The sequence below is a fragment of the Pseudorhodoferax sp. genome (genome assembly GCF_047601025.1).
Classification (GTDB): Bacteria; Pseudomonadota; Gammaproteobacteria; order Burkholderiales; family Burkholderiaceae_C; genus Pseudorhodoferax.
Genome location: NZ_JASGJZ010000001.1, coordinates 2,700,639 through 2,721,788, shown reverse-complemented (window position 1 = coordinate 2,721,788; position 21,150 = coordinate 2,700,639). Strand labels below are relative to the sequence as shown.

The window sequence follows — 21,150 nt, the reverse complement described above, 5'->3', positions numbered from 1 at the left end:
GAGCGACGGGCCGCGCAGCAGCGCCGCCAGCCCCTACTTGCGCGAGGCCAGCGGGCAGGTTCTCAAGCCCAGCAGCGGATACACCGGGCAGAAGCGCAGCAGCGCGGTCAGCAGCGGCACGATGCCGAGCCAGCCCCACCAGCCCACGGTGCCGGTGGCGGCCAGGGCGATCAGCACCAGGCCGACCAGGATGCGCAGTACGCGGTCGATGCCGCCGACGTTCGATTGCATGGGAAAGTCCTCCTGTCGTTGAAAAAACCGGATCGGCCCGCGTCTCAGCCGGCCAGCGCCCTGCGGTTCCAGGGCATCTTCATCAGCACGCGGGCCATCCCGCAGAAGCCCGAGGCGCCGGCAAACACCAGGCCGGCGCCGACGGCGCCGGACAGCGCATGGAACCAGGGCGACACCGTGGCGCCGAGCACGCAGCCCAGCACGATCAGCGCGCCGGCGGCCAGCTGCACCTGGCGCTGCAGCGCCAGCGGCTGCCGGGCGTCCACCACCACGGGCAGGCCGGCGCGCTTCCAGGCGTCCAGGCCGCCGTCGAGCAGGTAGGCGTCGCAGGCCACGCTGGCGCCCAGCACCTGGGCGGCGAGCCGGGTGCGCTGGCCGGAGCGGCAGTGGAAGACCACGGCCGCGGCGCCGCCGGCCGGCACGGCGCCGGCGGACAGCCGCTCCAGCGGCACGCTGACGGCCTGGCCGATGCGCTCGCGCGCGTGCTCGTCGGCGCTGCGGATGTCGACCAGCACGGCGCCGCGCGCGACCAGGTCGCGTGCGTCCTGCGGGGAGATCGTGGCAACGGACATGGCGGGAAGCTCCTTTCAGGGGCAGTAGATGCTCTTGAGCGTGGCGATCAGCGTGCGCACGTCGGGGTTGTCGATGCGGTAGTACAGCGTCTGCGCCTCGCGGCGGAAGGTCACCAGGCCCTCCTCGCGCATCTTGGCCAGGTGCTGCGACAGCGCGGACTGGCTCAGCGCCACCTGCTCCAGCAGCGCGCCGACCGACATCTCCCCGTGCTCGATCAGCAGGCACAGCACCAGCAGGCGGTGCTCGTTGCCGACGGCGCGCAGCAGCGCCGCGGCACGCGCCGCGCCTTCGTACAGGAACTGCCGGTCCTTCTCATCCATCGCTCGGGCACCTCCGAATTAATTAAGACATTTCTAATTTAACATGTTCTAATAAAATAGCAAGACTTCGCAGGACCGACACCATGGCCGACACGCCGGACATCCAGGCCTTCTTCGACGAGGCCACCCACACCGTGACCTACCTGGTCGCCGACCCGGCCACCGGCCAGGCCGCGGTGATCGACCCGGTGCTGGACTACGACCACGCCAGCGGCCGCGCCGGCACGGCCGGGGCCGACCGCGTGCTGGCCGCGCTCGGCGCCCGGGGCGCGACGCTGGCCTGGGTGCTGGAGACGCACGCCCACGCCGACCACCTGAGCGCCGCGCCCCACCTGCGCCGGCGCACCGGCGCGCCGGTGGCCATCGGCGAGCACATCCGCGACGTGCAGGCCATCTTCCGCCCGGTGTTCGACCTGGACGACGTGTCGGGCGACGGCAGCGAGTTCCAGCGGCTGCTGCGCGACGGCGACGTGCTGCCGCTGGGCCGGCTGCGCATCGAGGTGCTGCACACGCCCGGCCACACGCCGGCCTGCGTGTCCTACCGCATCGGCGACGCGGTGTTCGTCGGCGACACGCTGTTCATGCCCGACTACGGCACCGCGCGCGCGGACTTCCCCGGTGGCGATGCGCGCACGCTGTACCGCTCGATCCGCCGCCTGCTGGCGCTGCCGCCGGCGACGCGGCTGTTCATGTGCCACGACTACAAGGCCCCCGGGCGCGACGCCTACGCCTGGGAGAGCAGCGTGGCCGCCGAGCGCGCCGCCAACGTGCACGTGCGCGACGGCGTGGACGAGGACGCCTTCGTCGCGCTGCGCGAGCGGCGCGACGCCACGCTGGCGGCGCCGGCGCTGCTGCTGCCGTCGGTGCAGGTGAACATCCGCGCCGGCCGGCTGCCGCGGCCGGCCGCCAACGGCGTGCCGTACCTGAAGATCCCGGTGCGGTTCGGCACCACGGCGGAGGCCGCATGACGGCCGGCGCGCAGCAGCAGCAGCTGGCACGCCGCAACGTCGGCCTGCTGATGGCGGCGCAGGCGCTGGGCGGCGCCTCCCCGCCGATCATCATCTCGCTGGGCGGCCTGGTCGGGCAGATGCTGGCCAGCCGGCCCGACCTGGCCACACTGCCGGTCAGCCTCTACAACCTGGGCCTGGCGCTGTCGACCATCCCGGCCGCGCTGCTGATGCGCCGGCTCGGCCGGCGCGCGGCCTACGTGGCGGGCGCGCTGCTGGCCTGCGTGGCCGGGCTGGTCGCCTGGTCGGGCATCGTGCAGGGCAGCTTCGCCACCTTCTGCGCCGGCACGGCGCTGGCCGGCTTCTACGGCGCCTGCGTGCAGAGCTACCGCTTCGCGGCCTCGGACGCGGTGGCCCCGCCGCAGCGGCCGGCGGCCATCTCGCGCATCATGCTCGGCGGCCTGGCCGCGGCCGTGATCGGCCCGCAGGTGGTGATCTGGACGCGCGACGCCTGGCCCACCGCGCCGTTCGCCGGCAGCTTCCTGGGGCAGACCGCGCTGGCGCTGCTGGCGCTGCCGCTGCTCCTGCAATTGCGCATGCCGCCGCCGCAGGCCGAGGCGGCGGCGGACGCCGCGGCGCGCCCGCTCGGCGTGATCGCGCGCGACCCGCGCTTCGCCGTCGCCGTGGTGGCCGGCGTGGTCTCCTACGGGCTGATGGCCTTCATCATGACCGCCGCGCCGATGGCCATGGTCGGCTGCGGCCACACCGTGGGCGAGGCCGCGCTGGGCATCCAGTGGCACGTGCTGGCCATGTTCGCGCCCAGCTTCTTCACCGGGCGGCTGATCGCGCGCTTCGGCAAGGTGGCCGTCACCGCGGCCGGGCTGCTGCTGATCGCGGCCTCGGGCCTGCTGGCGCTGGCCGGGCTGGAGCTGCTGCACTTCTGGGGCTCGCTGGTGCTGCTGGGGGTGGGCTGGAACTTCGGCTTCATCGGCGCCACCGCGCTGGTGACCGAGGTCTACACGCCGGCCGAGCGCGCCAAGGTGCAGGCGCTGAACGACTTCCTGGTGTTCGGCACGGTGGCGCTGGCCTCGTTCGGCTCCGGGCGGCTGCTGAACACCGCCGGCTGGGACACCATCAACACCGCCATGCTGCCGCTGATCGCGGCCGTGCTGCTGGCGCTGGCCTGGCAGGGCCGGCGCCGGGCGGCCGCAACCTGACGGCACGCACGGGAGCCAGAGCGCGCCGCGTACCATGCGCGGCCGCCTGCCCTTCCCCGCCTCCGCCGCGCATGCCCGCTCCAGCCTCCGCCCCCACCACCCCCTCCCACGCCGCGCGCGAGCTGTACGCCGCGCTGTGGCGCCACGCCGAAGGCGCGCGCGGCCAGCTGGCCGGCGCCATGGCGCTGCTGGGCGGCGCCCAGCTGGTGCGCCTGGCCATGCCCTGGCTCGCGGCCCAGGCCATCAACGCGCTGCAGCGCGGGCAGCTGGAAACCTCGGCGCAGTGGATCGGCGGGCTGATGGCCGTGTACCTGGCCTCCTGGCTGATGCACGGCCCCGGCCGCGTGCTGGAGCGCAACGTGGCCGTGCGCGTGCGCGAGCAGCTCGCCGATCGGCTGTACCAGCGCATCGCCGGCGCGCCGCTGGCCTGGCACGGCGAGCAGCATTCCGGCGAGCTGCAGCACCGCGTGCACCAGGCCAGCCGCGCGCTGGCGGACTTCGCGCAGAACCAGTTCGTCTACCTGCAGAACGTCGTCAACTTCTTCGGCCCGCTGGTCGCGCTGACGCTGCTGTCGGCCAGCAGCGGCGCACTGGCGCTGGCCGGCTACGTGCTGATCGCCGGCGTGATCCTGCGCTTCGACCGCGCGCTGATGCTGCTGGCCCGGCAAGAGAACGACGCCGACCGCCGCTACGTCGCCGCGCTGGTGGACTTCATCGGCAACGCCGGCACCGTGATCGGCCTGCGCCTGGCGGCCGCCTCGCGCGCGCTGATGCACCTGCGCATGCGCGCCGTCTCCGGCCCGCTGCGCCGCGCCACCATCGTCGGCGAGGGCAAGTGGTTCACGGTGGACATCCTGGGCCTGCTGCTGACCTGGGCGCTGGTGGTGCTGTACGTCTGGCAGACGCGCACCCCGGGCGAGGCCGTGCTGCTGGGCGGCGTGTTCATGATCTACCAGTACGCGCAGCAGACGGCCGGCGTGATCGGCTCCATGGCCGGCAACTTCCAGAGCTTCGCGCGCATGCACACCGACTACCGCAGCGCCGAGCCGCTGCTGAGCGCCCCGCAGCGCGCCGGCGAGGCGGCCGAGGCGCTGGACGCGGACGCGCGCTGGCAGCGGCTGGCGCTGCGCGGGCTGGACTGGCGCTTTGCCGGCGGCGGCAGCCGCGGCAGCGGCCTGCAGGCGGTGGACCTGGACCTCGCGCGCGGCACGCGCGTGGCGCTGGTCGGCCCCAGCGGCGGCGGCAAGAGCACGCTGCTGCGCGTGCTGGCCGGCCTGTACCCGCCCGCCGGCGGCCAGCTGCTGCTGGACGGCCAGCCGCAGCCGTGGGCCCGGCTGCGCCGGCTGGCCACGCTGCTGCCGCAGGAAAGCGAGGTGTTCGAGGCCAGCGTGCGCGAGAACCTGGCCTTCGGCCTGCCGCGCGAGGACGCCGAGCTGCAGGCCGCCATCCACGCCAGCGCCTTCGACGAGGTGCTGGCCGGCCTGCACGGCGACCTGGACCAGCCGCTGACCGAGCGCGGCGCCAACCTCTCCGGCGGCCAGCGCCAGCGCCTGTGCCTGGCGCGCGGCGTGCTGGCCGCGCGCGGCAGCTCGCTGCTGCTGCTGGACGAGCCGACCAGCGCGCTCGACCCGGCCACCGAGGCGCGCGTGCTCGACCGCATCGCCGCCGCCGTCCCCGACGCCTGCCTGGTCGCCTCGGTGCACCGCATGAGCCTGCTGCCGCACTTCGACCAGGTGGTGCTGATGGAGGCCGGCCGCGTGCGCGACGCCGGGCCGCGCGAGGAGGTGCTGGCGCGGCAGCCGCAGCTGCGCGCTGCGGCCGGCTGAGCCGGGCCCGCGCAGGCCTGCGCGCTCAGGCAGTGCCGAAGAGCTTCCCGGCCAGGAAGGCCAGGCTCCGACCGTGCGCCAGCGCCGCGCTGGCGGGGTGGTAGGCCGAGCGCTCCCAGCAGTTGAAGCCGTGCGGGGCGTCCTGGTACACGAAGACGTCGGCGCGCGGCCCCATCGCCGCGCGGATGCGGTCGACCGCCTGCGGCGGGATGTGCACGTCGCGACCGGCGTAGTGGAACTGCATCGGCGCGCGTATCGCCGCCGCCAGCGCCAGCCGGTCGTCGATGCCGCCGCCGTAGTAGGCGATGCCGGCGTCGACGTCGGTGGCCGCGCAGGCGACGTAGGCCAGCAGCCCGCCCAGGCAGAAGCCCATGGTGCCCACGCGGCCGCCGGCCACTTCCGGCAGCGCGCGCAGCGCGGCGACGGCGGCCTGCGCGTCGGCCTGCATCTCGGCCGGCTGCAGCGCGTGCATCATCGCCATCCCGCGTTCGCGGCCCGCGCCGGCGTAGTCCAGCTGCACCCGCCGGGCCTGGCGCCAGAACACGTCGGGCGCGAGCACGGTGAAGCCGTGCAGGGCCCACAGCCTGGCCAGCGCGCGGATGTGGGAGTTCACGCCCACGATCTCCTGGTAGAGCAGCAGGCCCGGGCCGCGGCCGGCCGGCGGCAGGGCCAGGTAGCCCTCGTGGCGCGGCTCCGGGCCGATGGGCATCCAGCGGGTGCGGACCGGCCCGGCGCCGGCGTCTTCGTCCCCGGGTGGCAGGGTGGTGCGTGCCATGGGTGTGCGGGGGTGGCGCTTCAGCTCTTCTTCGACAGCTGGGCGATGCGCATCCAGTAGGCCTCTTCCTCCCGGACCTGGCCGGCGAACTCCCGGTGGCCGACCAGCTCGACCGAGGCCGACTGCTGGGCGCAGAACGCCTTGAACTCGGGCGTCTGCCCGGCGCGGATGAAGGCGTCCGATAGCAGCTGCAGGGCCGCCGGCGGCGTGCGCGCCGGCGCCAGCACGCCGCTCCACGAGGACATGTCGAAGTCCGGCACGCCGGCCTCGATCGCGGTCGGGACGTCGGGGAAGGCGTCCCAGCGCGTCCTGCCGGTGACGGCCAGGCCGCGCAGCTTGCCGGACTGGAGCAGCGGCAGGATGACGCCCGGGCCCTGGCAGGTGAACTCCACCTGCCCGCTGGCCACGTCGATCACGGCGGGGCCGTTGCCGCGGTAGGCGACGTGCCGCGCCGTGGTCTGCGTCGCGTCGTTCAGCGCCACCGCGCACAGGTGGGCCGTGCTGCCGATGCCGCTGGACGAATAGGTGAGCTCGCCGGGCCGGGCCTTCATCGCGGCGATCAGGTCGGCCAGCGTCTTGTAGGGGGCGTCGGTCCGCACCACGATGCCCAGCGCCACGCGCGACATGCGGGCGACGGGCACGAAATCCGACAGCGGGTCGAAGGTCAGCGGCGTGTCCGACAGGCCGCGCGCCGCGTAGTGGGCGCTGCCGGTGTAGAGCAGCGTGTAGCCGTCGGCCGGCGCCCTGGCCACGACCTCGGTGCCGAGCAGCAGCCCGGCGCCCGGCCGGTTCTCGATCACCACCGGCGTGTTCAGGCGCCTGGAGACCGGGTCGGCCATGAAGCGCGCCAGGGCATCCAGCGTGGTGCCCGGCGAGGCCGGAATGATGCACTTGATGGGCTTGGCGGGGTACTGCTGCTGCGCGTGGGCGGCCGCGAACTGCCCGGTGGCCGCGAGCGCGGCCGCCTGCATCGCGCGCCGGCGTGAAATGACCATGCTGTCTCCTTCGGTGGTGCCCGGCCGCCAAGCGCATCCGGATGCGCGGAAATTCTAGGAACGGGGGTAGCGCCCCGGCTTTGCGGTCCGCGGCAATCACCTTGCCGCCGGCTGCCGGAATGGGCCGGCGCACGGGCCCCGATCTTTGCGCGCCGCGTCATGGTGCTTGCCACGCAGGCGCATGCAGGCCGGCACCGCGTTCCTAGAATTTTTCAGTTCCACGGCGGGCGTCGCGGCGCAGGCGGAGCGAGAACAGGAGCAACGGTGATGGATGAGGGTGTTTCCCAGATCGAGCGGGTCGAACGGATCGAACAGATGACGGAGGCGCAGGTCGTCCAGGCATGGCTCGGGCGTTTCGAGCAGGCACTGTGCGCGCGCAGCGCCGAGCGGATCGCCGCGCTGCTGGCCGACGAATGCCACTGGCGCGACCTGTGCGCGTTCACCTGGTCGATCTCGCCCTGCGACGACAAGGCGGCGGTGGTCCGCCAGCTGCTGGCCAACCAGGAGCGCGTGCAGGCCAGGGGCTTCGCGATCGCCGGCGGCAGCGTCGCGCCGCGGCGGGTCCGGCGGCTGGGGGTGGACGTCGTCGAGGCGATCTTCGCCTTCGAGACGCAATGCGGCCGCTGCAAGGGCGTGGTGCGCCTGCTGCCCGGCGAGCAGCCCCGGGCCTGGGTCCTGATGACCTCGCTGCGCGAACTCAAGGGGCACGAGGAGCCGGTCCACGCGCGCCGCCCGGGCGGCTCGGCGTATTCGCGCGAGTTCGGCGGCGAGAACTGGGCCGACCGCCGGGCGCGGGAGCAGGCCTTCGAGGACCGCGACCCGGCCGTGCTGATCATCGGCGCCGGCCAGAGCGGGCTCACGCTGGCGGCCCGGCTGCGCCTGCTGGGCGTGGCGGCGCTGTGCGTGGACCGGCACGAGCGCGTGGGCGACAGCTGGCGCAAGCGGTATCACTCGCTGGCGCTGCACAACCAGGTCGACCTCAACCAGATGGCGTACATGCCGTTTCCCGCGAGCTGGCCCAAGTACCTGCCCAAGGACATGCTGGCCAACTGGCTGGAGCACTACGCCTGGGCGCTGGAGTGCAACGTCTGGATGCGCACCACCTTCGTGGAGGGGCGCTACGACGACGCGGCGGGCCACTGGGTGGCGGTGCTGCGACGCGCCGACGGCAGCCAGCGCGTGATGAGGCCCCGGCACATCGTCTTCGCCAACGGCATCGTCGGCGCGCCGCGGATCCCCGCGCTGCCTGGGCTGCCGGAGTTCCGCGGCCAGGTGCTGCACACCCACGACTACCAGGACGGCGCGGCGTGGAAGGGGCGCGACGCCCTCGTGCTGGGCACCGGCACCAGCGGCCACGACATCGCGCAGGACCTGTGCAGCCACGGGGCCAACGTGCGGATCATCCAGCGCGGCTCCACCACCATCACCAGCGTCGAGGCCGGCGAGCTGGTGTACCCGCTGTACTACAAGGACGGCCTGTCGACCGAGGACGCCGACCTGATCGCCACCAGCGCGACCTACGCCCTGGCGGTGCGCAACGCGCAGGCCGTGACCAGGCTGCAGAAGGAGGCCGACAGGGAGCTGCTGGCCGGCCTGCAGGCGCGCGGGTTCAAGCTCGACTTCGGCGAGGACGAGACCGGCTACGTCATGAAGGTGCGCCGCATCCACGCCGGCTACTACCTCAACTGCGGCTGCTCCGATCTGATCGTCCAGGGCAAGGTCGGGCTGCTGCACTTCGGGGACATCGAGCGCTTCGTGCCCGAGGGCGTGCTGATGAAGGACGGCCGCGTGGAGAAGGCCGAGCTGCTGGTCGCCGCGACCGGCTACGAGCCCCAGCAGGAGGTCGTCCGGCAACTGCTGGGCGATGCGGTCGCCGACAAGGTGGGCCCGATCTGGGGCATCGACCCGGCCGACGGCGAGCTGCGCAACATGTACCGGCCCACGCCGCAGAAGGGCCTGTGGTTCCTAGGCAGCGGGATGTCGCAGGCGCGCATCTACACCCACTTCGTGGCGCTGCAGATCAAGGCCCGCGAGCTGGGCCTGGTCGCCTGAGCCGGGTGCCGGGGGCGCGGACGCGTCCCGCCTCTCCGCTTCGGCCTTTCCTTCCAGCGGCCGCGGCGCCCTGCGCGGGCATCGCCGGCGCCGGTGGATTGCGGAACAATGCGCCCAGGAATTTTGGGCATGGACGAATTCACGCGCATCCAGACCTTCGTCAAGGTCGTCGAAACGGGCAGCTTCTCGGCCGCGGCGCGGCACGAGTCCTCCACTAGTTCGGTCGCCAGGCAGGTCAAGTCCCTGGAGGACGAGCTGGGCGTGCGCCTGCTCAACCGGACCACGCGCAGCCTGTCGCTGACCGAGCCCGGCCGCGTCTTCTACGAGCGCGCCTGCGCGCTGGTCAAGGACCTGAACAACGCCAAGCTGGCGGTCAGTTCCTTCCAGGACGACGTCAAGGGCCTGCTGCGGGTGTCGCTGCGCGTGTCCACCGGCACGACCATCATCGTCCCGGCGCTGCCCGCGCTGCTGGAGCAGTACCCCGAGCTGCGCATCGACGTCTCGCTCACGGACGAGCGCTGCGACCTGGTGGCCCACAACATCGACGTGGCGGTGTGGATCGGCCACATCCCCGACTCCAACATGATCGCCCGGCGGCTGACGCCCAGCCAGCGGATCGTCTGCGGCGCCCCGGCCTACTTCCGCCGGCGCGGCGTGCCGCAGGTGCCCGCGGACCTGCGCCGGCACGCGTGCATCGTCTACAACATCCCGACCCATCGCCACGCCTGGACCTTCAGCAAGGACGGGCAGCACGAGGAGGTGGAGGTGCAGGGCGCCCTGCGCTCGGACAACGGCCTGGTGCTGCTGTCCGCGGCGCAGGCCGGCCTGGGGCTGATCGTGGTCCACGAATGGATGGTGCGCCTGCCGATCGCGCAAGGCCAACTGGTGCGCGTGCTGGCGGACTACGCCGTCAACCCGACCGTCGGCGACGCCGACCTGCACGTGGTCTACCCCAGCAGCCGCGGCGTCTCGCGCAAGGTGCGCGTGTTCGTGGATTTCCTGCTGCAGCTGTTCCAGGGCCAGGCGGCGGCAGGCGCCGCGGCCGCGCCGGCACGCCAGTAGTCCCGCCGCGCGGCGGCGGCCGGCCGCGCGGCGGGACGGCGCGGGCACAGTTTGCCGCCCGGCGCAAAGCTGCTTGCCGCCACGTCCCCTGGATGCGCCAGGGAGCCTCCTCCTAAACTTTTTCGCTGCCGCGCGCGGGGCTGCCCGCTGTGGTTGCGCACGACGAAGAGGAGACCCGCATGCGTTTCGCCCCCAGGGCCCGCCGCCCCCATCCCAACCGCCGCGACGCCTGCGGCGCCATCGCCGGCCTGGTGTCCGCAGGGCTGCTGGCCGGGCCGGCGCGGGCCGCCGACGATTTCCCGGGCAAGCCGGTGATGCTGGTGGTGCCCTACGGCGCAGGCACCACGGGCGACCTGTGGGCGCGGATGGTGGCGCCCCGCCTGTCGACCCTGTGGAAGCAGCCCGTGATCGTGGACAACAAGCCCGGCGGCAGCGCGATGATCGGGACCGCGCACGTCGCGCGCTCGGCGCCGGACGGCCACACGCTGCTGATCGGCAGCCTGTCCACCAGCATGGCCAGGCTGACCAACGCCTCGGTGCCGTTCGACCCGCAGGTCGAGCTGGTGCCCGTGTTCAAGTTCCTCAACTTCCACATGGTCTTCGCCACCAACAGCGCGACGCTGGCGAAGGCCAAGGACCTGCGCGCGCTGGTGGCGCTCAGCAGGTCGACGCCCACGGGGATCTTCTTCGGCGGCACCGGCCCGGGGACGGCCTTCAACATGACGGCCGGGTTCGTGCTCAAGGGGCTGGCGGCGAACTACTCCGAGATCAACTACAACGGCACGCAGCCCGTCACGATCGCGCTGGTGCGCGACGACGTGCAGGTGGCCATCAACACGCCGGCCGCCTTCAAGCCGCAGTTCGACAACGGCACCGTGCATCCCATCGCCGTGCTCAGCGAGGAGCGCTACCCCGACCTGCCCGGCGTGCCCACCGTGCGCGAGATGGGCTACCGGGGCTTCCTGCCGACGGTCTGGAGCGGGGTCTTCGCCGCGCGCGGCACGCCGCAGCGCGTCCTGGAGAGGATCGCCGCCGACCTGCTGGCCGTGTCCATGGCGCCGGACATGAGGGACCGCATCGAATCGGCCTTCGCCGGCGTGGTGCCGCAATCCGACCCCGCGAGCTTCGCCAGGGAGCTGGAAGCCGACACCCGCCAGTGGAAGGAGTACCTGGACAGCATCGGCTTCAAGCCGGCCTAGCGTCGGCCGCGGGGACAAGCCGGGCACCGCCGAGCGGCGATGCCCGTCCGCGCGAGCCGCCGGGGCCGCGTGGGCAACGTCCCACGCCGAGCGGCGCCGCGCGGTTCAGGCCTGCCGGGGGTGGTCCGGGTCCTCGAGCTCGGGCGCGACGTGGGCGGGCAGGCCGAGCTCGAAGGCGTTCAGCGTGAAGCATGCCAGGCAGTAGTAGCCCAGGACGCTGACCAGCTCGGCCAGCCCGCGCTCGCCCAGCAGCCCGACGGCGCGCCGGTACAGCTCCTCGGGCAGGCGCCCGGTGCGGAGCATCTGCGCGGCCACGTCGTACACGGCGCGGCCGCGCGCATCGGCGATCCCGGGCACGCGCCGGGCCGCGATGTCGGCCACCACCTGCGGGTCCAGGCCGGCGGCGAGCGCGTACTTCTTGTGCGCCGTCCATTCGAGGTGGGAGGTCCAGTGGCGGCCGACCATGATGATCGCCATTTCCAGCCAGTGGTTCTCGATCGAGGTCTCGAAGCGCAGGACCTGGCCGAGCATCTGGATCCGGCGCGCCATCTCGGGGTTGCGCAGCCAGGCGATCATCGGCTCGGGCACCTTGCCGCGTGGCCCGGCGACCACCTCCGCGATGGCCTGCTTCTGCTCCGCGGTCAGTTCGTCCTGCGCAGGCATCTGGATTCGTGGCATGCGATCTCCTCGGGGTTGGAAAGCGGCCGCCTCCCCTGCCGCGGGGATGCGGGCGCGGGAAAAATTCTAGGAACGCGCGGCCCCGCGGACACCGGTGCCGCCGGCAAGCTCCCTTGCGCCAGGCGCAAGAGTGCGCCGCGCCCGTACCACGGCCGGCCGGGCGCGTGGTGGCCGCGATGGCGGCGGCCGGTGCAAAGCACCTTGCCGGTGGCCGGCATGGACGCTGGCACGGCGGCTGCCTAGACTGGACGCATGCGAGCGGTGGTTTCCATTCCCGAAGGCGCGGTGCGACCTGCCCGCCCCGCGGCCCCGCCCGCGCAGGTGGGGAGTGCGCGCGGCCGGCCACCGCCGGCACGCATGGAGACGGACGCCCGTTTCGGCCCGGTCGCCCTGGCGCCCTGAAGCGGCTGGCCCGCCTTCGCACGCCGCCCGCGTCGCCCCGCCCCCCGAAGCATCGAAGGAGCCCCATGCAATCGACCGCAGCCGTTCTCCACGCCAGCCGGCGCCTCGCACTGGCCGAGCTGCCCGTTCCGGACCGCCTGGCACCCGACGAACTGCTGCTGCGCGTGGAGGGCTGCGGCATCTGCGGCACCGACTACGAACAGTACGCCGGCCTGTTCGAGGGCACCGGCAAGCTGGCCGACTACCCGCTGATCCCGGGGCACGAGCCCGTGGGCCGGGTCGAGCGCATCGGCGATGCCGCCGCCGCGCGCATGCGCGTGCAGGTGGGCGACCGGGTCGCGGTGCAGCCGCACGCGGGCTGCGGCGTCTGCCGCTACTGCACCGCCGGGCGGATGCCGCTGTGCCCCCACAAGCGCGTCTACGGCTTCGTGCCCCTGTCGGTGGGCTCGGGACTGTGGGGCGGCTTTTCCGAGTACATGGTGCTGCAGGGCAACACCGTCCTGCACAAGCTGCCGGAGCATGTCTCCATCCAGGACGCGGTGCTGTTCAATCCGCTGGCGGCCGGCTTCGAATGGGTGGTCGCCATCGGCGGGACCGGCATCGGGGACGACGTGCTGATCCTCGGGCCCGGCCAGCGCGGGCTGGCGGGCGTCATCGCCGCGGTGGCCGCCGGCGCCAACCGCATCGTCGTGACGGGGCTGGAGCAGGACCGGCACAAGCTGGAGATCGCCCGGTCGCTGGGCGCCACGGAGACGGTGGTGGTGGACCCCAGGGACCCCGCGGCCCTGACCCGGGCGCTGGCCGGGCAGTCCTTCGACCAGGTGATCGACGTCACGCCCTTCGCGACCCAGCCGATCAACGACGCCATCGCGCTGGTGCGCCCTGGCGGCACCGTGGTGCTCGGCGGCCTGAAGGGCGACGCACGCCGGCTCGACCTGTGTCCGGACCCGATCGTGCTCAAGGGCATCCGCATCTGCGGGGCGCGGGGAGTGGCCACGCGCTCCTATGCGCTGGCCGTGCGCGCCGTGGCCTCGGGGGCCTACGACTTCGGGCCGTGGCATACCCATACGATGGGACTCGAGGACACCGAGCTGGCGATCCGCGTGCTGTCCGGCGAGCTGCGGCACGGGCCCGAGCCGCTGCACATCACCATCGTCCCCTAGCGCAGGCCATGTGCGCAGGCTGTTTCGGAATCCTGCCGGCGGACGGGCACGACGCCATGCCCGAGGCGCAGGCCGCGGAACTGTTCCGCCGGCTGGTGCAGCGCCGGCGCGACGCGGCGGAACGTGCGGGCACCCGGGGCGGCGCCGGCCTGCCGCCCGCCGCCGAAGCGGCCGGCGGAGCCGGCGCGGGACCGCGCCAGCGCGCGCGCTACCCAGCCGGCTACCGCACGCCGGAAGGCGGCGCAGCCTGATCCGCCCTCACGTGCGCCCCCGCCCGCGAACAGGCACCCGCCGCGGCCTGCGCAGGCGCCGCGGCGGCGCAGCCATCCATGCGATCGGCCGGCAGGCACCCCTGTGGCCTGCGCCGCGTCGTTCCCGCCATCCCTGCCACCCGAGAACGAGGAGTCCATGACCCGCCCTTTCCAGAGGAGACAGCTGCTCCACGCCGCCGCGGCGCTGCCGCTGGCCGCGCTGGCGCCCGCGCGCGCCCAGCAGCCCTACCCGGCCAGGCCCCTGCACATCGTCGTCCCGTCCTCCACGGGCACGTCCACCGACACCACGGCGCGCTTCTTCGGCGAGGCGCTGACCCGGCGGCTGGGCGTGCCGGTGGTGGTCGAGAACCGCGGCGGCGCCGGCGGCCTGATCGCCTACAACGCCGTGGCCAAGTCGCCGCCCGACGGCTACACCATCCTGCTGTCGGGCCTGCCGCTGTACCTGCTGCCGCTGTTCTCGGAGGCGCCCGACCCCTTCGACCCGGTCAAGGACTTCACGCCGATCGCGCGTGCGGTGCGGGCCCCGCTGGCCTTCGTCGTGCCGGTGGACTCCCCGTACCGGACCCTGGGCGAGCTGCTGCAGGCGCTCAAGTCCCGGGCCGACGACCTGACCTACTCCTCGCAGGGCATCGGCAGCAGCGCCCACCTGTGCGGGGTCCTGCTCAACAACGTCAACCAGAGCAGCGCGCGCCACATCCCCTTCAAGGAGACCAGCGCCGCGGTGACGGACGTCGCCGCCGGGCGCATCGCCTTCTCCTGCCAGGGCTCCAGCAGCGTCCTGCCGCTGGTGCAGGGCGGGCGCCTGCGCGCCCTGGCGGTGACCAGCCCGACGCGCTGGAGTTCGCTGCCGGACGTGCCGACCGCCGCCGAGGCCGGGCTGCCGGGCTTCGAGATGTGGCCGGGGCTGGACTTCGTCGGGCCAGCGGGGCTGCCGGCGCCGGTGGTCCAGGCCCTCTCCGACGCGGTCATGCAGATCGGCCAGACGGCCGAGTACCGGACCCTGTGCGACAAGGTCGCGATGCTGCCCGAGGTGATGGACCACCGCCAGCTGAAGGCGGCGGTGCCGCAGGAGGCAGCGCAGTGGAAGCGCATCGCCCTGCTGGCGCGCGGCACCGCGTAGGCACCGCCACGTTCCCCCGCGGGGGAACAGGGAAACGGGCGCGGCCGCCTACCGCGCCGCGGTCACGCCGCCATCCACCACGAGCTGGGTGGCGGTGATGTAGCCGGCCTCGTCGCTGGCCAGGAAAACGACGGCGTTCGCGATGTCCCAGGCGCTGCCCATGCGGCCCATGGGGATCATCGCGGTGCGCTTGGCGCTGAGCTCCTCGGCGCTGACCTTGAGCTGCTTGGTGATGCGGTTGGTCACCGTGGGCGTGTCCATCATCCCCACCACCACGGTGTTCACGCGGATGCCCTTCTTGACGTAGGCGATGGCCGTGGCACGGCTGAAGGCCATCAGGCCGGCCTTGGAGGCGGCGTAGGCCACGTGCACGCGGCCGCCCACCTGGTGCGACATGTGGGCGATGCTGGAGATGTTCACGATGGCGCCGCCCCGACCCTCGGCCTCGAACTGGCGCTCCATGACGGGCAGCACGTGCTTGCAGCCGAGGAAGGCGGTCTTCAGGTTGAAGTCCATCTGCCGGTCCCAGTCCTCCACGCTGAGCGACACGGGGTCGCCGGGCACGCTGCCGCCCGCGTTGTTGACAAGGATGTCGATGCGGCCGAAGCGCTGCACGCAGGCGTCCACCGCCGCCTTCACCTCGTCGCTGGCGGTCAGGTCGCAGCGGCAGCCGTCCCAGCGCGGGCCGAGCCCTTCGGCCGCCATGATGGCCCCGGTGGCCGCCAGCGCCTCGGGGTTGAGGTCGACGCCGAACACCTGCGCGCCCCGGCGCGCCAGCAGCACCGCCGTCGCGCGGCCGTTGCCCCATCCTTCGCCGAGCGAGCCGGCGCCCCCGACGAAGGCCACTTTTCCGGTCAGATCCAGCATGTCTTTCGTGCTCCTTGTTCCCTGGTGCTATTCGGCGACGGGCCCCGGCACGCCGCCGTAGATGTTCCACGCGCTGGCGACCGCCCAGCCGGCATCGATCAGCAGGTCGGTGCCGGTGATGGCCGAGGCACGGTCCGAGAGCAGGAATTCCACGCCCTCGGCGACCTCCGAGGGCTGGATGCGCCGGCCCAGCGCCATCTGCGCGTCGACGTCGACCGCATAGCGGCCCGGGGCCCGGGCCTGCACCCGGGGCACCAGCACCGCGCCGGGCGACACCGAGTTCACGCGCACGCCGCTGCGGCCGTACTGGGCCGCGAAGTTGCGGCTCATGTTCACCAGCGCCGCCTTGGTCGGGCCGTAGGCGTGCTGGGGCGAGGCCGCGTGCGCCAGGATGGAGGCCACGTTCACGATGCTGCCGCCGCCGCTGCGCGCCATCTGCGCGGCGAACACGCGGTTCGCGTTGAAGCTGCCTTCCAGGTTGACCCGGACGATGCGGCGCCACAGGTCCATGGGCAAGGCGTCGGGCGCGTACTTGTCCTGGAACGCCGCCGCGGCGACGACCAGGCCGCGCACGCCGCCGTGCCGCTGCGCCAGCTCGGCGGCCAGGCGCTCGACCGCGTCCAGGTCGCTGATGTCCAGCGCGTGGCCGCTGCCGCCGGTCTCCTGCGCCACGGCCAGCGCCGCGGCTTCGTCCAGGTCGGCGACGGCGACCCGCCAGCCGCGCTGCGCCATGGTCCTGCAGCATGCGGCGCCGATGCCGTTGCCGCCGCCGATGACCAAGCCCCACGGTGTCGTCATGTGCCTGTGCTCCCGGTCGCGAGTGGAAATGCCGCCAGCGCCTGCGCGCCGAGGATGAAGCCTTCCAGCCCCGTCAGCGCGGCCAGCTGGAACACCTCGAGGATCTCGTCGCGGGTGGCGCCATGCCCCAGCGCATGGCGGATGTGCAGCGCCAGGCCCGGGCCGTAGCCGTGGGTCGGGCCGCAGTCGATGGCGATGTAGATCAGCTCGCGCTCGCGGGCGCTGAGCACGCCGTCCTTCCAGGGCTGCATCGAGACCTCCGACAGCGCGCCGAAGTACTCGGGCATCAGCCGCGCGAGCGCGTCGCGCTGCTCGTTCCAGAACCCGCGCGTGCGGATGAAGTCGGCCTTGGCCGCCTCGGCCTGCGCCGTCGCCGGCGGCAGTTCGGCGTCCGGATGGCCCGCGTCCCGCAGGGCGTCGAGCAGAATGGGCACGGCGGAATACAGCGCGTGGTTGGCCACCCCGACGATAGACGTCAGCACGTCCAGCACGTCCTGCGGCGAGGCGCCGGCCGCGATGGCGCGGCCGATGTGGCGCCGCAGGGCCTCGGAGTCCAGCGCCGTGACCGAGCCGTGCAGCGCGACCAGCACCAGCTCCTTCATGCGCGGCGAGAGATGGCCGCCACCGACGATGGTGCGCCAGTAGCGGGAGGCGGCGGCCAGCGCCGTGGGGGCGGCCTGTTCCAGCCACCGGGGCACGGCGGGGTCGTCGAAGGCCTGGCCGAAATGCGCGGGGTCGCGCGCAGCGTCGTGTTGCACGGTCGTCTCCTGGATGTTCGCGTCTGTCACCGGACCAGCGGGCCGAGCACGTGGACGGCGGTGGCCGCCTCCTCCACGCCCCAGAAGCCGCCGCCGTTCTCGATGACCCCCAAGCGCGCGCCGGCCACCTGGGCCGTGCCGGCCTCGCCGCGGATCTGGCGCACGATGTCGCGCACCATGATGAGCCCCGTGGCGCCCACCGGGTGGCCCTTGGAGATGAGGCCGCCGGAGACGTTGACCGGGATGCGCCCGCCCAGCTCGGTGGCGCCGGACAGCGCCAGCGCGCCGCCCTCGCCGCGCGGGCAGAAGCCCAGGTTCTCGGCCTGGATCACTTCGGCGATGGAGGTCGCGTCGTGCAGTTCGCACACGCCCATGTCCTGCGGCCCCGCGCCGGCTTTCTCGTAGGCCTTGAGCGCGGCGATGCGGCCGGTGTGCCGGTCGAAGTCGGCCGGATCGCGGTCCGAGCTGCTGACGATGACCGAAGAGGCGATCTTCACCGCGCGCCGCGTGCCCAGGCGCTTGCGCGCCGCCTCGCTGACCAGCACCGCCGCCGCCGCGCCGTCGCTCACCGGGGAGCACATGGAACGGGTGAGCGGCCACACCACCTGCTTGTCGGCCAGCACCTCCGCGGTGGTCATGCCCTTGCGGTACTGGGCATGTTCGTTGTGGACGGAATGCCGGTGGTTCTTCGCGGCGATGGCCGCGATCTGCTCCTGCGTCGTGCCGTAGGTCGCCATGTGCAGCCGTGCCATGCCGGCGTAGAGGTCCATGAAGAAGGTGCGGCCCGGCGCGCCGAACTGGATGTCGTCGACCGCGGTGGGCGGCACGGCGGACTGCCCCAGTGCCACCAGCGGGTCGAAGAAGTCCCGCACCTTGTAGACGTCGATGCCGCCGTTGAAGGCGCGGAACATCTCGTCCGGCCGGTCGGGAAAGAACTGCTTGTCGGCGCCCACGGCGATCACGATGTCGTACTGGCCCGCCAGGATGCTCGTCATGGCCTGGTTGAAGGCCGTGCTGCCGCCCGCGCAGGCGTTTTCCACGTTGACGATGGAACGGGTCTGCCAGCCCATGGAGCGCAGCGCGCATTGGCCGCGGATGGAGTTCTGGCCTTCCATCTGGCCCTGGCGGGAGTTGGCGAACCAGGCGGCCTCCATGTCGGGCAGGGCCAGTTCCGCGTCGGCGAGCGCGGCCTCGACGGCCTCGCGCACCAGGTCCTTGACGGAGCGTTCGGGGAACTTGCCCAGCCGGGTCATGCCGACGCCGGCCACGTAGACGTTGTTGCTCATCGAATTCCTTCCTGGGAATCAGCGGCGCATGGCCGCGTCGCGCGCCTCGCGGCGCTGGACCTTGCCCACCGGGCTGCGCGGCAGCGAAGAAGTGATGTGCACGCGCTTGGGCGCCTTGACCGATCCCAGCTGCACCTTGCAGAAGGCGATCAGCTCGTCGGGCGTGGCCGCATGGCCGGCCCGCAGCTCCAGCGTGGCTTCCACGCGCTCGCCCCAGTGCGCGTCGGGCACGCCGAAGACCACCACTTCCGAGACGGCCGGGTGCCGGGACAGCGCGGCCTCCACGTCCGAGGGGTAGACGTTGAAGCCGCCCGAGATCACCACGTCGCGCAGCCGGTCCTTCAGGTAGAGGAAGCCGTCGGCATCAAGCAGGCCGCCGTCGCCGGTGTGCAGCCAGCCGTCGCGGATGGTCCTGGCGGTTTCCTCCGGCATGCCGAGGTAGCCGTTCATGACCAGGTCGCCGCGCACGCAGACCTCGCCCAGCTCTCCCGGCGGCAGGCGCTGCCCGTCGCGGCCGAGGATCGCCACCTCCACCAGCGGCGCCACGCGCCCCACGGAGGCGATGCGCCGCGGGTCCGCGCAGTCGGCGGCGCGCGCGATGGTCACGATCAGCGGGGCCTCGGTCTGGCCGTACATCGTCTCGACCACCGGGCCGAACACCTGCTGCGCCTCGCGCAGCCGCGCCGGCGAGGCGGGCGCGGCGCTCCAGATCAGGTGCGCCAGCGCGGACAGCTCGCGCGGCCGCGCCTTCTGCTCGTCGATCAGCGTGTAGAGCATCGTCGGCGGCATCCACACCATCGTGATGCGCTCGCGCTGCATCAGGTCCAGCAGGTTGGCGGCGCCGGGGTCCGCCGTCATCACCACGCAGCCGCCGCGGGCCAGCGTCGGCAGGATCATCGCGCCGGCGCCGTGCGTCATCGGCGCCGCGCACAGGTAGCGCTCCGGCCCCTGCAGCCCGAAGCCGATCAGCACGTTGGCCACCAGCGTGTTGATGCAGCGGAACGACTGCATGACGCCCTTGGGCACGCCGGAGGACCCGCCGGTGAACTTGATGCCGTTGATGTCGGCCAGCGTGGCCTGCCAGTCGGAGCGCTGCCCCTGGTGGCGCTGTTCCAGGTCCTCGGTGGAGCGCGGGTCGCCGGCCTCGGCGTTGGCCACCAGCACCGGCTGCGCGACCGGCGTGAACCGGTCCAGGTAGTCCCGGTGCACGACCAGCAGGTCGGGCCGCGCGCGCGCGATCTGGGCGTCGAGCTCGGCCCGGGCGTTGCGGCCGTTCAGCGGCACCAGCACCGCGCCGCTGGCGTGGATGGCCATCAGCGCGACCAGCATCTCCAGGCTGTTCGGGCCGAGGATGGCCACCGTCGGCCGGGGCTTGCCGGCCGTGGCCTGCAGGCCGGCGCCCAGGGCTTCGCAGCGTTCGAGCAGCACCCGGTAGGTGCAGCGGCGCGCGCCGTCGACGGCGGCGACGGCGTCGGGCGTGGCGGCGGCGGCATGGCGCAGGAATTCGATCGGGAACATCGGGTCTCCAGGCAGGGGGTCGTCAGGCGAGCAGCTCGGCCAGCGCCGGCACGTGACCCAGGCGGTAGAAGCGGGTGGCGCTGCGCCAGAACACGTCGGCCTTCTCCTGCGCGCTGGCGCCGGAGAAGATGCGCTTCATCGCGTTCAAGCCGATGCCGTAGCCGTAGCTGCCCTTGTCCACGTCGAAGTTGCTCTCGACCATGCAGCGGTCGGTGCCGAAGGTCTCCGCGCAGGTCTCCACCCAGGGGCGCCAGGCGTCGGCCAATTGCTCGGAGGAAGGGGCCTGGGGCAGCTTCTCGAAGCCGAAGCCGTAGATCTTCATGCCCAGGCCGCCCAGCTTCATCATGACGTTCGGGCAGCGCGCCAGCGCCTGCAGCCCGGCCTTCCATTGCGCGAAGACTTCCGGGCGCCGGGTGGCATAGGCCCCCACGGCGTGAATGCCGCCGCAGTGGTTCACCACGATGGGGGTCTGCGGAAAGGCGCGTGCCAGTTCGGTCAGGCGCGGCAACTGGTGGAACAGCAGCCAGGCATCGAAGCTGAGCCCCAGGGGGGCGAGATGGGCGAAGCCGGCGCGGAACTGCGGCGTGGCCAGCATGTCCTCGGTGGTGCTGTAGGCGGGGTTGAGCAGCGCGGGATCGGGGTCCCAGGTCGCGGTGTCGCGCACGCCGCGGAAGCGCCCGCCGGCCGTACCGCCGCCGGCCACGAGGTGCGCCTCCAGCACCGGGCGCACCGCGTCGCCCAGCCGCAGGTCGGCGGCGCCGACGATGCCGGCGCACATGCGCAGGCGGCCGTACAGGCCGCTGGCGCTCATGGCGGCCGCGCCGTTGGCGAACTCGGTCTCGCCCACGGGCCGCATCGCCACCGGGCCGTCGGCGCGCACCATGCCGCGGCATTGCACGAACACGGTGGCCCGCACGTCGTGGCCGCTGGCGCGCACGTCCTCCAGCATGTCCTGGAACAGGTACCGCCCGCTGGGCCGGTCGTACAGATGGTGGTGCGCGTCAACGACGGGCAGCGCCGGCTCCAGCGCCGCCTCGGTGCGCGTGGCCAGCCAGTCGTGCCGGATCGGGTTGTGTTGCAGTCCTGCCATC

21 protein-coding genes are annotated in these 21,150 nt (G+C 73.1%); 9 read left to right on the top strand and 12 right to left on the bottom strand.

The genetic code is table 11. The features are described 5' to 3' along the window. Positions 1–33: 33 nt before the first annotated feature. From QM782_RS12860 to QM782_RS12850, 3 genes are read right to left on the bottom strand one after another with little or no spacing between them, the layout of a single operon-like run. Positions 34–231, bottom strand: a complete 198-nt coding sequence (locus tag QM782_RS12860) for a DUF2892 domain-containing protein (RefSeq protein ID WP_415203302.1) — start codon at positions 229–231, stop codon at positions 34–36. Positions 232–275: 44 nt separating this feature from the next. Then, a complete protein-coding gene (locus QM782_RS12855) occupies positions 276–803 on the bottom strand; it encodes a rhodanese family protein (RefSeq protein ID WP_415203301.1) in 528 nt (175 codons plus the stop codon). 15 nt (positions 804–818) lie between these two features. Beyond that, positions 819–1,124 carry an ArsR/SmtB family transcription factor gene (locus QM782_RS12850; protein WP_415203300.1) on the bottom strand — a complete coding sequence of 102 codons (306 nt, stop codon included), beginning with the start codon at positions 1,122–1,124 and terminating at the stop codon, positions 819–821. An 83-nt stretch (positions 1,125–1,207) separates the two neighbouring features. On the opposite strand from QM782_RS12850, the gene QM782_RS12845 reads away from it, so the two are divergent. From QM782_RS12845 to QM782_RS12835, 3 genes are all read left to right on the top strand, one after another. Continuing rightward, positions 1,208–2,092 (top strand): MBL fold metallo-hydrolase, encoded by an 885-nt coding sequence (locus QM782_RS12845; RefSeq protein WP_415203299.1) that lies wholly within the window; start codon positions 1,208–1,210, stop codon positions 2,090–2,092. Continuing rightward, the gene (locus QM782_RS12840; RefSeq protein ID WP_415203298.1) at positions 2,089–3,288 is read left to right on the top strand and encodes an MFS transporter; all 1,200 of its coding nucleotides are present in this window, start codon (positions 2,089–2,091) and stop codon (positions 3,286–3,288) included. Before QM782_RS12845 ends, QM782_RS12840 begins: the two co-directional genes overlap by 4 nt. A gap of 71 nt (positions 3,289–3,359) precedes the next feature. Then, positions 3,360–5,114, top strand: a complete 1,755-nt coding sequence (locus QM782_RS12835) for an ABC transporter ATP-binding protein (RefSeq protein WP_415203297.1) — start codon at positions 3,360–3,362, stop codon at positions 5,112–5,114. A 25-nt stretch (positions 5,115–5,139) separates the two neighbouring features. On the opposite strand, the gene QM782_RS12830 is transcribed toward QM782_RS12835, so the two are convergent. Together QM782_RS12830 and QM782_RS12825 are read right to left on the bottom strand one after the other, a co-directional pair. Next, positions 5,140–5,889, bottom strand: a complete 750-nt coding sequence (locus QM782_RS12830; protein ID WP_415203296.1) for a dienelactone hydrolase family protein — start codon at positions 5,887–5,889, stop codon at positions 5,140–5,142. A gap of 20 nt (positions 5,890–5,909) precedes the next feature. Continuing rightward, positions 5,910–6,884, bottom strand: a complete 975-nt coding sequence (locus QM782_RS12825; RefSeq protein WP_415203295.1) for a tripartite tricarboxylate transporter substrate binding protein — start codon at positions 6,882–6,884, stop codon at positions 5,910–5,912. 267 nt (positions 6,885–7,151) lie between these two features. Between QM782_RS12825 and QM782_RS12820 the strand changes: the two genes are divergently transcribed. From QM782_RS12820 to QM782_RS12810, 3 genes are all read left to right on the top strand, one after another. Further along, a complete protein-coding gene (locus QM782_RS12820) occupies positions 7,152–8,936 on the top strand; it encodes an NAD(P)-binding domain-containing protein (RefSeq protein WP_415203294.1) in 1,785 nt (594 codons plus the stop codon). A 129-nt stretch (positions 8,937–9,065) separates the two neighbouring features. Beyond that, positions 9,066–9,998, top strand: coding sequence for a LysR family transcriptional regulator (locus QM782_RS12815; RefSeq protein WP_415203293.1), 933 nt, complete (start codon positions 9,066–9,068; stop codon positions 9,996–9,998). Between the two features lie 179 nt (positions 9,999–10,177). After that, the gene (locus tag QM782_RS12810) at positions 10,178–11,197 is read left to right on the top strand and encodes a Bug family tripartite tricarboxylate transporter substrate binding protein (protein ID WP_415203292.1); all 1,020 of its coding nucleotides are present in this window, start codon (positions 10,178–10,180) and stop codon (positions 11,195–11,197) included. Between the two features lie 105 nt (positions 11,198–11,302). Here QM782_RS12810 and QM782_RS12805 read toward each other — a convergent pair whose 3' ends face one another. Then, positions 11,303–11,875 carry a carboxymuconolactone decarboxylase family protein gene (locus tag QM782_RS12805; RefSeq protein ID WP_415203291.1) on the bottom strand — a complete coding sequence of 191 codons (573 nt, stop codon included), beginning with the start codon at positions 11,873–11,875 and terminating at the stop codon, positions 11,303–11,305. Between the two features lie 467 nt (positions 11,876–12,342). Here QM782_RS12805 and QM782_RS12800 point away from each other — a divergent pair, with 467 nt between their 5' ends. The 3 genes from QM782_RS12800 to QM782_RS12790 all read left to right on the top strand — a co-directional run bounded on the left by QM782_RS12800 (position 12,343) and on the right by QM782_RS12790 (position 14,832). Further along, positions 12,343–13,440 carry a zinc-dependent alcohol dehydrogenase gene (locus tag QM782_RS12800; protein ID WP_415203290.1) on the top strand — a complete coding sequence of 366 codons (1,098 nt, stop codon included), beginning with the start codon at positions 12,343–12,345 and terminating at the stop codon, positions 13,438–13,440. Positions 13,441–13,496: 56 nt separating this feature from the next. Continuing rightward, the gene (locus QM782_RS12795; RefSeq protein WP_415203289.1) at positions 13,497–13,691 is read left to right on the top strand and encodes a hypothetical protein; all 195 of its coding nucleotides are present in this window, start codon (positions 13,497–13,499) and stop codon (positions 13,689–13,691) included. Positions 13,692–13,848: 157 nt separating this feature from the next. Then, the gene (locus QM782_RS12790) at positions 13,849–14,832 is read left to right on the top strand and encodes a tripartite tricarboxylate transporter substrate binding protein (protein ID WP_415203288.1); all 984 of its coding nucleotides are present in this window, start codon (positions 13,849–13,851) and stop codon (positions 14,830–14,832) included. 48 nt (positions 14,833–14,880) lie between these two features. Here QM782_RS12790 and QM782_RS12785 read toward each other — a convergent pair whose 3' ends face one another. From QM782_RS12785 to QM782_RS12760, 6 genes are read right to left on the bottom strand one after another with little or no spacing between them, the layout of a single operon-like run. Then, positions 14,881–15,699, bottom strand: a complete 819-nt coding sequence (locus QM782_RS12785; RefSeq protein WP_415203287.1) for an SDR family NAD(P)-dependent oxidoreductase — start codon at positions 15,697–15,699, stop codon at positions 14,881–14,883. A 27-nt stretch (positions 15,700–15,726) separates the two neighbouring features. Beyond that, positions 15,727–16,497: an SDR family NAD(P)-dependent oxidoreductase gene (locus QM782_RS12780; RefSeq protein ID WP_415203286.1), complete on the bottom strand. Its 771-nt coding sequence runs from the start codon at positions 16,495–16,497 to the stop codon at positions 15,727–15,729. Continuing rightward, entirely contained in the window at positions 16,494–17,255 is a 762-nt protein-coding gene (locus tag QM782_RS12775; RefSeq protein ID WP_415203285.1) for a carboxymuconolactone decarboxylase family protein, read from the bottom strand. The genes QM782_RS12780 and QM782_RS12775 overlap by 4 nt, the downstream gene beginning before the upstream one ends. Before the next feature lie 26 nt (positions 17,256–17,281). Then, positions 17,282–18,541, bottom strand: a complete 1,260-nt coding sequence (locus QM782_RS12770) for a thiolase family protein (RefSeq protein WP_415203284.1) — start codon at positions 18,539–18,541, stop codon at positions 17,282–17,284. 18 nt (positions 18,542–18,559) lie between these two features. After that, positions 18,560–20,059, bottom strand: coding sequence for a class I adenylate-forming enzyme family protein (locus tag QM782_RS12765; protein ID WP_415203283.1), 1,500 nt, complete (start codon positions 20,057–20,059; stop codon positions 18,560–18,562). A gap of 22 nt (positions 20,060–20,081) precedes the next feature. Further along, complete coding sequence (locus QM782_RS12760; protein WP_415203282.1) at positions 20,082–21,149, bottom strand: amidohydrolase family protein; 1,068 nt, start codon at positions 21,147–21,149, stop codon at positions 20,082–20,084. Between the last annotated feature and the right edge of the window lies 1 nt (position 21,150).

What these genes read in the sequence shown, in the direction of transcription:
- QM782_RS12860 (WP_415203302.1), bottom strand. Translation starts at nt 231, where the DNA reads ATGCAATCGAACGTCGGCGGCATCGACCGCGTACTGCGCATCCTGGTC.
- QM782_RS12855 (WP_415203301.1), bottom strand. Translation starts at nt 803, where the DNA reads ATGTCCGTTGCCACGATCTCCCCGCAGGACGCACGCGACCTGGTCGCG.
- QM782_RS12850 (WP_415203300.1), bottom strand. Translation starts at nt 1,124, where the DNA reads ATGGATGAGAAGGACCGGCAGTTCCTGTACGAAGGCGCGGCGCGTGCC.
- QM782_RS12845 (WP_415203299.1), top strand. Translation starts at nt 1,208, where the DNA reads ATGGCCGACACGCCGGACATCCAGGCCTTCTTCGACGAGGCCACCCAC.
- QM782_RS12840 (WP_415203298.1), top strand. Translation starts at nt 2,089, where the DNA reads ATGACGGCCGGCGCGCAGCAGCAGCAGCTGGCACGCCGCAACGTCGGC.
- QM782_RS12835 (WP_415203297.1), top strand. Translation starts at nt 3,360, where the DNA reads ATGCCCGCTCCAGCCTCCGCCCCCACCACCCCCTCCCACGCCGCGCGC.
- QM782_RS12830 (WP_415203296.1), bottom strand. Translation starts at nt 5,889, where the DNA reads ATGGCACGCACCACCCTGCCACCCGGGGACGAAGACGCCGGCGCCGGG.
- QM782_RS12825 (WP_415203295.1), bottom strand. Translation starts at nt 6,884, where the DNA reads ATGGTCATTTCACGCCGGCGCGCGATGCAGGCGGCCGCGCTCGCGGCC.
- QM782_RS12820 (WP_415203294.1), top strand. Translation starts at nt 7,152, where the DNA reads ATGGATGAGGGTGTTTCCCAGATCGAGCGGGTCGAACGGATCGAACAG.
- QM782_RS12815 (WP_415203293.1), top strand. Translation starts at nt 9,066, where the DNA reads ATGGACGAATTCACGCGCATCCAGACCTTCGTCAAGGTCGTCGAAACG.
- QM782_RS12810 (WP_415203292.1), top strand. Translation starts at nt 10,178, where the DNA reads ATGCGTTTCGCCCCCAGGGCCCGCCGCCCCCATCCCAACCGCCGCGAC.
- QM782_RS12805 (WP_415203291.1), bottom strand. Translation starts at nt 11,875, where the DNA reads ATGCCACGAATCCAGATGCCTGCGCAGGACGAACTGACCGCGGAGCAG.
- QM782_RS12800 (WP_415203290.1), top strand. Translation starts at nt 12,343, where the DNA reads ATGCAATCGACCGCAGCCGTTCTCCACGCCAGCCGGCGCCTCGCACTG.
- QM782_RS12795 (WP_415203289.1), top strand. Translation starts at nt 13,497, where the DNA reads ATGCCCGAGGCGCAGGCCGCGGAACTGTTCCGCCGGCTGGTGCAGCGC.
- QM782_RS12790 (WP_415203288.1), top strand. Translation starts at nt 13,849, where the DNA reads ATGACCCGCCCTTTCCAGAGGAGACAGCTGCTCCACGCCGCCGCGGCG.
- QM782_RS12785 (WP_415203287.1), bottom strand. Translation starts at nt 15,699, where the DNA reads ATGCTGGATCTGACCGGAAAAGTGGCCTTCGTCGGGGGCGCCGGCTCG.
- QM782_RS12780 (WP_415203286.1), bottom strand. Translation starts at nt 16,497, where the DNA reads ATGACGACACCGTGGGGCTTGGTCATCGGCGGCGGCAACGGCATCGGC.
- QM782_RS12770 (WP_415203284.1), bottom strand. Translation starts at nt 18,541, where the DNA reads ATGAGCAACAACGTCTACGTGGCCGGCGTCGGCATGACCCGGCTGGGC.
- QM782_RS12765 (WP_415203283.1), bottom strand. Translation starts at nt 20,059, where the DNA reads ATGTTCCCGATCGAATTCCTGCGCCATGCCGCCGCCGCCACGCCCGAC.
- QM782_RS12760 (WP_415203282.1), bottom strand. Translation starts at nt 21,149, where the DNA reads ATGGCAGGACTGCAACACAACCCGATCCGGCACGACTGGCTGGCCACG.